The sequence below is a fragment of the Kitasatospora sp. NPDC127111 genome (assembly GCF_042677465.1).
In the GTDB taxonomy this organism is placed as follows: domain Bacteria; phylum Actinomycetota; class Actinomycetes; order Streptomycetales; family Streptomycetaceae; genus Kitasatospora.
In genome coordinates this window covers 60,739-71,533 of the sequence record NZ_JBHXTG010000047.1, presented here as the reverse complement: position 1 = coordinate 71,533, position 10,795 = coordinate 60,739, and the positions used below count along the sequence as shown (strand labels likewise).

Sequence of the window (10,795 nt, the reverse complement as noted above, 5' to 3'; positions counted from 1 at the left end):
GCTGGTGTCTTCTGCGGCTTGACGCCCCGTCCGACGTTTCAAACTCTAGCCGAACCCCGCTCCGAAAAGCGAATCCAGCCGCAACCCATATAAACGGACACACCAAAACAGACCCAGACCGGGAAGTGTGGTGTTTCCAAGGATTGGCCGCTCCGGGACCGTCCGCGCAGCTGCGTGTCCGGTGCTCCATGCCGAGCGACTAGGGAACACTACTCCTCCTTCGCGCCGGGAACAAATCCCCCGGCCCTGGCCCCTCCGCAGCTCTCCACGGGCGCCATGGGCTGGGACGGCTGCCGCGCGCCCCTCTGTCGGCGAGGCGGCAAGGCGGCACGGCAGTCGGCTACGCCTCTTCCACGTCAGCTGTGGCCCCCCACAAGCCGACTGCCCTCGAGTCGGTTGTGGTCCCTTGGGGACGGAGTAGCGTCAATAGGGAAAAGTCGTCCGCAGGCTCGAACGTCGAGCGGCCGGAACCGTTCGGGGTTGAGCTCTCGGCCGGGCCCGTCGCCGCACAACGGCAGGAGCTGCCATGGGACCGCAGGCCTCACCGCGGGATCGCGCGCCCGGGCCGCCCCCTGCGGCCACGCCGTCGCCATTGCCTGCGGGGCCGCCCCCGGGCCCGCCGCGGGGGCCGGCGTCCGGGCCCCCGCCCGGGCCGCCGCGTGGTCGCCCGGTCCGGCCGCCGCCACCGCCACCACCCCTGTACTGGCGGGTTCCGGACGTGCCGTCCGAGGCGGGGCGCAGGTTCGACGGGCACCAGGACGCCGTGACCTGTGTGGCCTTCTCCGCCGACGGCCGGCAGCTGCTGTCCGGCAGCGCCGACCGCACACTGCGGCTCTGGGACGCCGACGGCGTGACCGAGATCCGGCGCTGGCGGGCCGACGAGACCGGGGTGGTGTGCGCCGCCCTCTCGCCGGACGGCCGGCTCGCGGTCTCCGGCGGGCACCGGGGGCCGGTGCGGCTGTGGGAGACCGCCGGTGGAGCGGAGGTGCGCCGGTTCGAGGGCGAGGAGGCCGGAAGCCTCGCGGTGGCGTACTCCCCGGAGGGCCGGCTGGTCGCCACCGGTGGCAGGGACGGCACCGTGCGCTGCTGGGACCCGGCCACCGGGCAGGAGCTCCGCCGCCTCCGCGGCCACCGTGCGGGCGTCACCTCCGTCGCCTTCTCCCCCGACCGGCGCCTGGTCCTCTCCGGCGACCTGCGGATCGGGACCGGCGACGACCACGTGTTCCTGTGGGAGCTGGAGAGCGGGCGGGAGCTGCGCCGGTTCGGCGAGGCGCTGTTCGCGGTCACCTCGGTCGCCTTCTCGCCCGACGGCCGGCTCGCCTTCGCCACGACCCTGGACGCGCGGCTGTACGCGTGGGACGCGGCCGGCGGCCGTGAGGTGAGCCGCTTCGAGGTGGGCGTCGGCAACGTCCTGTGCCTCGCCGTCTCGCCGGACGGCCGCCGGCTGCTCACCGGCAGCGGCTCCGACTTCTACGCGACGGACCGGGCCACGGGGCTCGGCGTCGACAACACCGTGCGGCTGCTGGACGCCTCCGACGGCAGCGAGGTGCGGCGGTACGACGGGCACACCGGCAACGTGCTCGCCGTCGCGTTCGCCCCCGACGGCCGCCGCGCGGCCTCGGCGGGCGCGGACCGGACCGTCATGCTGTGGGACACCGCCACCTGACGGGGCCCGGCCGGAGTGAGCGGATGGCTGTACGACCCCCGGGCGCAGGCGACGCACAGGCGGTGCGCCGCCCCGAGCGGCGGGGTTCGCGGGCGCCGCGCGACGGGACGCTGACCGCGGTCTGCGCCGTCCTCGGCCTGCTCCCCGTCGCACCGCTGCTGGCCTGGGCGTACGGGCTGGGCCCGTTCGCCGTCTGGTTCTGGGCGGTGACCGTGCCGAGCCTGGCGGTGCTCGCCGTCATCGGCGTGGCGACCGGTCGGTCGGCCCGCCACCACCGCCTGCACACCGCACTCGTCGCCGGCACCGTCGGCGGCCTGCTCGGCACCTTCGCCTACGACCTCTTCCGGCTGCCGTTCCTGCTGCCCGGGTACCGGCTGTTCGCGCCGATCGACTCGTACGGCGTGCTCCTGCTGGGCGCCGACTCGTCCAGTTCCTGGACCGGCCTGTGCGGCTGGCTCTTCCACTTCGGCAACGGCATCGGGTTCGGCATCGCCTACGGGGTCGTCGCGCGCGGCCGCCGCTGGTACTGGGCGCTCGCCTGGGGAGTGGCCATCGAGACCATGGTCGTGGCCACGCCGGTCGCGGGCGTCTACGCCCTGCGCGGGACCGGGCTGCTGGCCATCGCGTACGGCGGGCACCTGGCGTACGCGGTGCCACTGGGCGTGCTGGTCGCCGACCCCGAGCGCACCTCCCGCCGGCTGCGCGAACTGGGCACCCACAGCACGGCGTACGCGTTGCTCGGCGTCCTGGTGGCGCTGGTGGTCTGGCAGCGCCCCTATCCGACGCCGGGCCCCGTCCGGGCCGGCGAGCAGGTGGCCCCGGGGCCCAGCGCGGTCGTGGTGAACGGCCGGTTCTCCCCGCAGTGGCTGCGGGTGCCCCCGAACGGCTGCGTGAGCCTGCGCGATGACGACGCCGCGACGTACGCGCTGTCCTGGGCGGGTACGCCGCAGGGGCCCCGGCTCGAACCCGGCGACACGACGCGGGTGTGCTTCGCCGACCCCGGTGTGGTGCGGGTCCGCACCTCCGCGCTGCCGTACTCGGGGGGATTCGTGATCGTGGACCGGGCGGAGGGATGAGATGACGGCTCCCGCTCCCCGAGCGCCGACGGCTCCTCCGGGCATCGGGCAGATCGCCCGGCAGTTCCCCGGCTGGCTGCGCGGCAACGCGCTCACCGCCCTGCTCACCGCGGTGGTCGGCGGCCTCTTCGGCTACATCAGCAACGTCTGGCTGATCGCGGTGCGCTACGAGGGGACGGACGTGCCGTCCGGCTCCCCCGCGACCAGCAACGGCAGCTTCGTCCAGGGCGCGTTGTTCTGGACCCTGTTCAGCACCCTGATCTTCGGCATCGCCGGCTACTGGCAGGCGGTGGGCACGTCCAAGCTCCTCGCCGATCTGCGCGGGATGCCCCGCGCCCTGGCCGGCCTGGTGCGCGGCGACCGCGCGGCGTACGTGCACCTGCTGTGGGGCGCGGCGGTCAGCATGATCGCCGCCGTGGTCCTGTCGCCCTCGGTGGGCGCGGTCCTCGGGTTCGGCCTGCTCGCCATCATCCCGGGCGTCCTCGGCAGCGTCCTGTCCAGTGCGATGCACCAGGTCTGGTCGGCACTGGTCGGACGGGTCGCCCCGACCCGGCGACAGCGGGTCACCGGGATCACCGGCCTGACGGTGGGCCTGCTCGGGTCGGCCGCCGCGCTGCTGGTCGCCTTCTTCGTGTCCTCGACAGGGGTGAAGTGGCTGCTGGCCGGGGTGTTCGCGGTGCTGGCGGTCCTGCTGTCCAGGCTCCGGTCCTCCTCCGGCACCGCCGCGCTGATCCTGCTGGTGCTCGGGACGGCGGCCGCGCTGTACCAGCTGATGGACGCGCCGCCCGCCGCCGCGGACGACGGCGGGTGGACCGAGTGCCAGGGAACGCCCTGGCTGGACTGCGCCGGTAGCACGGCCGTCCTGGTCAACTCCACCGTCGGGGCCGTCGTCGCCGCCCTCGGCGCCGTCGCCGGGACCTTCGCGGGCTGGCTGGCCGGGGCCCTCAGCGGCTTCGGCGGCGGCCCGCCCCCGGGCGGCGGCCCCGGCGGGGAGCACCCGCCGGGCGCCGGGCCGCTCGTCCGTCCGGCGGAGCCCGCCCCGTCGGCCGGACCGCCCGCGCTGTCACCGCTGCCCGGGTTGGAGCCCGCGCCACCGGGGGCTCCGCTGCCCCCGCTGCCGCCGGGACCGGACGCGGCCGCACCGAAGCCCACCGCTCCGGCCGAGCCGCCACCCGGCGGCGTCGACGGCCGGATCCCCTACACCGAGGCGATCCGCGCCCGCCTCCACCAGCTCGACATCGAGACCACCGATCCCTCCCGGTACGACCGGTTCAAGGGGCTGCTCGCCGGTCTCGACCCCGCCAAGGGGGTCACCCCCGACTGGCTCGGCGCCCTGCAGCGGTTGGAGAGCGACCACGACGCGGCGAGCAACGCCCGCCTGACCACGATCAGGACGGAGCAGGCGGCCTTCGCCCGACAGGGGATGACCGACCTCGTCGCCGCCATCAGGAAGGGCACCAAGGCGGAGCACGACTACGACGACTACATCAAGCAGCTCAACCGGGTCGAGGCCGCATCGAACGCCCTGACCGGCCTCATCGGCAGGCTGGCACCGGGCCAGCAGGACGTGGCGAACCGGGTCCTCACCCGCATCCAGGAGGGCGAGCCCGGCACCGACAAGGAAGGGCAGATCCGCACCCTCACCAACGTGGTGCTCCGCCAGGCCCAGGCCAGGGCGGATACCGAGGCGGCCGCGGCCGCGGCCCGCGTCGGGGACTTCGACGCGGCGGCGGCGACCGCCAAGCAGGCCGCCACCCAGGTCGCCCTCACCGCGCTGACCGGCGGGGCCGTCGCCGTAGGCCTGGTCACCGCTGCCCAGGTGGGTGCGCTCTCGCTCACCGCCGCGGCGGTCCGCGGAGCCACGACGGGCTACACGGAGGGCGGAGTCCGCGGAGCGGCCTGGGGGACCACCAAGGCGACCATGCCGGTCAACACCGTGCAGGCCACCGCCGACCTGGTCGCCGGGAAGGGCGGCGCCGGGGACCTCCTGGTCGCCGTCGTGCAGGACGCGGGCAACGTCGCGACGCTCGTCGCGGTGGGCGCCGGGCTGCGCAACCTCCGCCCGGCCGCGGCAGCGCCCGTCGCCGAACCGGTGGCACCCGGACCGGCACCGCCAGTCGCCGAACCGGTGGCACCCGGACCGGCACCGCCCGGTGCACCGGCGGCCGGCGGTACGGCGGCCGGCGCTCCGGCAGCCGGTGCGGGCCCGAAGGCGCCGGGACCGCCGGCTCCGGGCGTGGCCCCGCAAGCCGTCTCCAAGACGCTGGGCACGGAGGGGATCACGGACGTCCGGGGATTCCTCAAGGGCGTCAATCCCAACCCGTCCCGCCAGGGGCTGGGCTACACGAAGGAGGGTCTGTTCCATCCGGACGGCACGCCCAGGACGCCGCTCGAACGGGCCGCCGACACCAATCTGACGAACTGCGGCAACTGCACCATCGCCACCGACGCGAAGCTCGCCGGCAATCCCCTGCCGCCCGCCCCGCCCTCGTCCGGGTTCCCGGTCGACCTCATGGAGAACATGTACGGCAACCGCTTCACGAAGGTGCAGTCCAGGATGACCATCGACTCCACGCTGAAGGTGGCGGGCCCGGGATCGAGGGGCATCGTCTACGGCTTGTACCCGAAGGCCCCACCGCCCGGATCGCCTCCCGGCACCCCGAGCGTGCCGACGGCCCACGTCTTCAACGCGGTGAACGACGGCGGGGTGGTCAAGTACCTCGACGGGCAGACCGGGAAGCCGGCCAGCTTCAGAGGATTCGTCCAGTTGCGCTTCATGAGGACGGGGTGACCGCAGATGATCGACTACGCGGACGCGCACCGGCTCGCACAGGACTACGTGCGGAACCTGTCGGTCAGCATGGACGTCGAGCTGGTCCTCGTCGACGACGCCGTCACCGACGAGGAATGGTGCTGGGTCTTCCCCTACGACTCGCGGGCGCACCTGGAGAAGGGCGACACCAGGGACGCGCTCATCGGGCTGGGCCCGCTGGTCGTCGTGCGGGACACCGGAGCCGTCCACCAGCTGGGCAGCAACGTGCCGCCGGACGAGGCCCTCGCGCTGATGCGCCGCTCGTCCCTCGCCACGGAACCCGCGGCGACCGGCGCCCCGCCCCCGGCCCCGACCCCCCTCGGCCTCACCCGGGCCGTCACCCTGGACCGGTCCGAACTCGCCTCGGTCGTCCGTCACCTGGGGCTGCCGCCGCCCGGACTGCTCTCCCCGCTGGCCGACCTGCCCACCGACGGCGCCCGCCCGAGTGGCGCCGGCCCGGACGGCATGCCCCGCGATCCCAACGACCTGCTGCGCGGCTTCCGGGACCTGCCGGAGGCCACCCTGCGCAACGCCCTGCTGCCGCTGACCGTCCCCGACCGCGTGGTGGAGGCGCGAGCCGCCGTGTTCGACGCCGCACCGACGCCGTGCCGGCTGTACGCCTCCCGCCGGGCCGGGGACGTCTTCACCGGCCTGCGGCCCGCGTTCGAGCGTGACTACGAGCTGCTGGCCCCGTACGTGGAGGACGACCTGGCCCGGTGGGTGCAGTCGCAGCTGCAGTTCTCGGCCGCGGCGCCGATAGCGCCGCCGGAGGAGGAACTGGACGCCGAGCAGCTGGCCTTCCTGCTCACGCTCGTGGACGCCTACAAGACGCGCTCCTTCCGTGCGTTCACCGGACGCCGCCCGATGCCGACGCCCATCGCCCTCTCCCCGGCCGACGTGCTGGAGGCCCAGAACGACGCCCTCCTGGTCGCGGACCGGCGCTGGCTCACCCGGGCGGTCACCGAGCTGTTCGCGCTGCTCGTCCATCCGGGCGGCCGCACCGACGTCGGCCTGCCGCTCGTCACGGAGGGGCTCGCCGAGCGGGAACTGCGCCGGTACACGGAGGCCGGCCACCTGACGCGGGTGGGCACCGCGGCCGCGCCGCGCTACGAGCCCTCGCTCGGCTTCACGGTCTTCGCCGGCACGCTCTTCACCTGGACGAGCGTCCTGTCGCTGCACGACATCCAGCTCACCGGTTGGGAGCGGGGACGGGCCACGGGCCAGGAGGAGCTGCTGCTCTTCATCGTCACGCAGCAAGTCCTGTGGACCGTCCTCAGCGACGGGCTCACCCGGGCACCGGACGACTGGTCCGGGGTCCGTTTCGCCCTGCGGTCACTCAGTCTGGCGGACGCCTCGGTGCTGACCGACGAATTCCTGCGGCCGCTCCCGCTGGGACCGTTGCCCGACGAGATCTACGCACCGGCCGCGACGGCGTCGTCCGCGCCGTCGTCGGCGTCCTCGCCCGCGCCCTCGTCCGCGCCCTCGGCGGCGTCCGCCACGACACCGGCTCCGCCGCCCCCGCCGCCCCCGCCGCGGAGCGCACCGGTCTGGCAGCCGACCCACCTCGTCCCCGAGGGCGGCATGGAGGCCTGGGCGGAGCCCGACCCCGCCCTCGAACCCGTCGTCCGGATCGACGCGGGGGTCGAGCTGCAGGTCGTCGAGCGCGCCGGCGACTGGGCGCGCATCGTCTGCTCCAACGGCTGGTCCGCCTGGGTCGACGGGCGTGCGATGGAGCGGCTCCGGTAGGCGCTCGGCCCGACGGTCCGCGCGAGCGGTCCGTCGTGGCGGTCCGTCCAGGCGTTCGCGCGGGGTGTTCGTGCGGGGTGTTCGCGCGGGGCGGGGTCAGGACAGGCTGAAGGTGCCGAGCGCCGTGTCGAAGACCTGCCGGCAGGCCGGCCAGTCCTGCTCCGGACAGCCGACGTAGATCAGGCGCTCGTCGCCGTTCGCGTCGATGAACGACTGGTCGATCGCATGCCGCAGGCCGTACTGTCCGGCGTCCCAGGAGAACTCCCACAGCGCACCCGGGAAGCCCAGGAACGTGTTGGGTTCGAGGGTGATCCGCCGGTAGTCGGTCGACGTCCCCGCCACGCTCGCCTCCAGCTGCAGGAAGTGGCTCTCGGAACTCTGGGACACCTTGGCGTTCAGGTTGACCCGCAGGAGGTGGGTCCCGTCGTCCGGGGTGTAGTCGACCTCATTGCCCGTCGTGCTGCGCGTCCAGCCGATGGGAACGGCCACGGTGAATCCGGCCGGGTCGGTGATCAACTGGTAGCCGGGGGGCACCGGGGTGGCAGGAGGCTGCGTCGGGGTGACCGGAGCCTGGGTGGTGGGCGGTTGCGTCGGGGTGGCCGGAGCCGGGGGCGTGGTCGGCGGCTGCGTCGGAGTGACCGGAGCCGGGGGCGTGGTCGGCGGCTGCGTCGGGGTGACCGGAGCCTGGGTGGTGGGCGGTTGCGTCGGAGTGGTCGGTGGAGTGGCCGGGGGCGTGGTCGGCGGCTGCGTCGGGGTGCTCGGCGCCGGGGTGCTCGGCTGCGTGCTCGGTGCGGTGGTGGTCGCGGGCGCCGTGGTGGCCTCACCGCCCCTGTACAGCGCGGTGGCCAGCCCACCGCCCGACAGGAGCAGGACGAGCACCGCGACGACCGCCAGCGCCGCGGCACGCCGCCGGCGTCCGCCGTCCCCGGCCGCCCGGTCCGACCCACCCCCCGCACCGGCGGCCCGGACCGTGGCAGCGGGTGCCACCGGAACCTCGGTCGGCCGGGTCGGCGCCACGACCGGGACCGTCTCGGTGGGCCGCGGGGCCGGCTCCCCACCGACGGTGGCCGCCGGAACCGCGGTCGGCGGGTGGGACGCGGTCGCGGGAACGGCCGTGGCCGCCACCGACCCGGCCGCCACCGCCGCCAGCAGCCGCCGCGCCTGGTCGTCGGTCGGGCGCGCGTCCGGGTCCTTCCGCAGCAGGGCGTCGAGGACCGGTCCCAGCGGACCTGCCCGGCGCGGCTCGGGCAACGGGTCGGCCACCACGGCGTGCAGCGTGCTGCCGGCCGTCGGGCGGCCGAACGGCGGCCGGCCCTCCACCGCCGTGTACAGCGTGGCGCCCAGGGACCAGAGATCGGATGCGGGCCCCGGCGGCCGCTCACCGGTGATCTGCTCCGGGGCCAGGTAGTCGGGCGAGCCCACCACGTCGCCGACCCGGGTGACCCGGGTGGAGCCCTCGAACGCCGCGATGCCGAAGTCGGTGAGGACGACCCGGCCGCCCTCCTCCAGCAACACGTTGGCCGGCTTGACGTCCCGGTGGACCACCCCCGCCTCGTGCGCCCGTTCCAGCGCCGCGAGGACCTGCGCCCCGACCCGGGCGGCCTCGCGCGGCGACAGCGGGCCGTCCGCGGCGATCGCGTCGGCCAGCGACCGCCCGTCGACCAGCTCCATCACGATCCAGGGCCGGCCGTCCTGTTCCAGCACGTCGTGAACGGTGACGATGCCCGGATGCTTGACACGGGCCGCCGCCCTCGCCTCCCGCTGCATGCGGGTGTACAGGACGGTGACCTCCTCCCCCGGCGGGCCGCCGACGCTCACCTCCTTCACCGCCACGTCGCGGTCGAGCAGCTGGTCGTGGGCCCGCCACACCGTGCCCATCCCGCCCCTGCCGAGCAGGGCGCCGAGCACGTAGCGCCCGCCCAGGAGCCGTGGCTCCCGGGAGCCCGCGCCGCCCGGAGGCGGTCCGGGTCCGTCCTGCGTGCTCACTGCGTACCCCTCACCTCGGGCGCGGGCGCTGCGGTCGGGATCCCTCCCTCCAGTCTCCCGCCTCCCGCCGTGGGTGACTACCGCCGTGGGTGACTGCCGCCGGGTCCGGGCACCACGGAGGCCCACTCCTTCCGCGCCCCGAGGCCGCCGACGGGTTGCCGACGACCCCGGCGGTGCGGGAGGAGTGGCCCCTGACCGCCGGGCCACACCGGGAACCCCGGTCTCCGACCGGGGCCGGAGCGCCGGGTCCGGGGCCGGGCCCCGTGACGGGTGTGGGCCGCACTCCCACCGAGCACCGCCGCGGCTTCCTCGACCCCGCCTCTGCACGGGAAGTCGAGAAATCGTGCACGCGGTGTCGACCGGGGCCGGAGGAAGCGGCCTAGATTCTCCAGGCGTTGGCAGGCGGGACACGTTCGCAGGGCCCCACCCCGGTGCGGGTGTCCGGCTCCTCCACCGCCGTCGAGAACACCAACGGGAGCAGACGTGAAGGTACTTGTGCTGGGTTCCACCGGCTACATCGGATCGGCCGTGGCACGGCGGCTGACGGCGGACGGCCACCAGGTGGTCCACCTGGTCAAGGAAGCGGGCCGGGTCGCGCCCGAACTGCAGTCGCGCGTGGGCGACTTGGCCGACCCGTCCGCCCTGCGGGCGGCAGTCACCGATGACATCGACGCCGTCCTGCACCTCGCCACGCCGACCGGCGACGAAGCGGTGGACGCCGCGGCCGTGGACGCGCTGACCGAGCGCCTGCACGGCACCGGCCGGGCGTTCGTCTACACCAGCGGGGTGTGGGTGCTCGGCGCCACCGGCGACACGGCGCTCGACGAGGACGCCGCCACGAACCCGATCGCCATCGTCGGCTACCGTCCGCGGATCGAGCAGCGGGTGCTGGCCCTGGCCGAGGACGACGTGCGGGCCGTCGTGCTGCGGCCCGGCATCGTGTACGGCCGCGATGGCGGCATTCCCGGCCTGATGACCGGCTGGGCGCGCGAGCTGGGCACCGGCCGCTACGTCGGCTCGGCGACGACCCGCTGGCCGATGGTGCACGTGGACGACCTGGCGCAGCTCTTCGTGCTGGCCCTGACCAAGGCCGAGACCGGCAGCGTGCTGCACGGCGTGGCCCACGAGGCGGTGCCGGTCGCCGCGCTGGCCGCGGCCGCCGACGTCGCCGCGGGCGGCACCGGCCGGGCCGAGCCGTGGCCGCTGGCGCGGGCGGCCGAGGCCGTGGGCGCCCCGTTCGCCGAGGCGCTGGGGCTCGACCAGGTGGTCTCCGGCCGGCGCGGCGTCATCGAACTGGGGTGGCGGCCCGACCGCCCCCACCCGCTGGCCGACCTCGTCGACGCCGCCGGAGGCGACCGCGGCTGACCTTCACCGGCGTGGGGCGGGCGCGCGGGGGGGGGGCCGGCGGCCCCGGCCCCCCCGCCGCCCCAGTAGCCGCCCCGCACCCCCCCCGGGGGGGCGGCGCTGTTTTTGGGGGGCAAGGCCCGGTACCCCAAAACGAGGGGTATA

6 protein-coding genes are annotated in these 10,795 nt (G+C 75.2%); 5 read left to right on the top strand and 1 reads right to left on the bottom strand.

Annotation, left to right across the window (positions count from 1 at the left end; translation table 11 throughout):
- Positions 1-526 precede the first annotated feature (526 nt).
- The 4 genes from ACFVHB_RS25765 to ACFVHB_RS25750 are packed head-to-tail and all read left to right on the top strand — an operon-like array spanning position 527 to position 7,300.
- Entirely contained in the window at positions 527-1,666 is a 1,140-nt protein-coding gene (locus ACFVHB_RS25765; protein WP_380326799.1) for a WD40 repeat domain-containing protein, read from the top strand.
- A 23-nt stretch (positions 1,667-1,689) separates the two neighbouring features.
- Complete coding sequence (locus tag ACFVHB_RS25760) at positions 1,690-2,742, top strand: hypothetical protein (protein WP_380326797.1); 1,053 nt, start codon at positions 1,690-1,692, stop codon at positions 2,740-2,742.
- Between the two features lies 1 nt (position 2,743).
- The gene (locus ACFVHB_RS25755) at positions 2,744-5,533 is read left to right on the top strand and encodes a toxin glutamine deamidase domain-containing protein (protein ID WP_380326794.1); all 2,790 of its coding nucleotides are present in this window, start codon (positions 2,744-2,746) and stop codon (positions 5,531-5,533) included.
- A 6-nt stretch (positions 5,534-5,539) separates the two neighbouring features.
- Positions 5,540-7,300 (top strand): YrhB domain-containing protein, encoded by a 1,761-nt coding sequence (locus ACFVHB_RS25750; protein WP_380326791.1) that lies wholly within the window; start codon positions 5,540-5,542, stop codon positions 7,298-7,300.
- A 96-nt stretch (positions 7,301-7,396) separates the two neighbouring features.
- Here ACFVHB_RS25750 and ACFVHB_RS25745 read toward each other — a convergent pair whose 3' ends face one another.
- Entirely contained in the window at positions 7,397-9,286 is a 1,890-nt protein-coding gene (locus ACFVHB_RS25745; RefSeq protein WP_380326788.1) for a serine/threonine-protein kinase, read from the bottom strand.
- Positions 9,287-9,769: 483 nt separating this feature from the next.
- Between ACFVHB_RS25745 and ACFVHB_RS25740 the strand changes: the two genes are divergently transcribed.
- The gene (locus ACFVHB_RS25740) at positions 9,770-10,651 is read left to right on the top strand and encodes an NAD-dependent epimerase/dehydratase family protein (RefSeq protein ID WP_380326785.1); all 882 of its coding nucleotides are present in this window, start codon (positions 9,770-9,772) and stop codon (positions 10,649-10,651) included.
- Positions 10,652-10,795: the final 144 nt, after the last annotated feature.

Bases quoted from the DNA above. Each gene is read 5' to 3' on its own strand.
- ACFVHB_RS25760 (WP_380326797.1), top strand. From the start codon at position 1,690: ATGGCTGTACGACCCCCGGGCGCAGGCGACGCACAGGCGGTGCGCCGC.
- ACFVHB_RS25750 (WP_380326791.1), top strand. From the start codon at position 5,540: ATGATCGACTACGCGGACGCGCACCGGCTCGCACAGGACTACGTGCGG.
- ACFVHB_RS25755 (WP_380326794.1), top strand. From the start codon at position 2,744: ATGACGGCTCCCGCTCCCCGAGCGCCGACGGCTCCTCCGGGCATCGGG.
- ACFVHB_RS25765 (WP_380326799.1), top strand. From the start codon at position 527: ATGGGACCGCAGGCCTCACCGCGGGATCGCGCGCCCGGGCCGCCCCCT.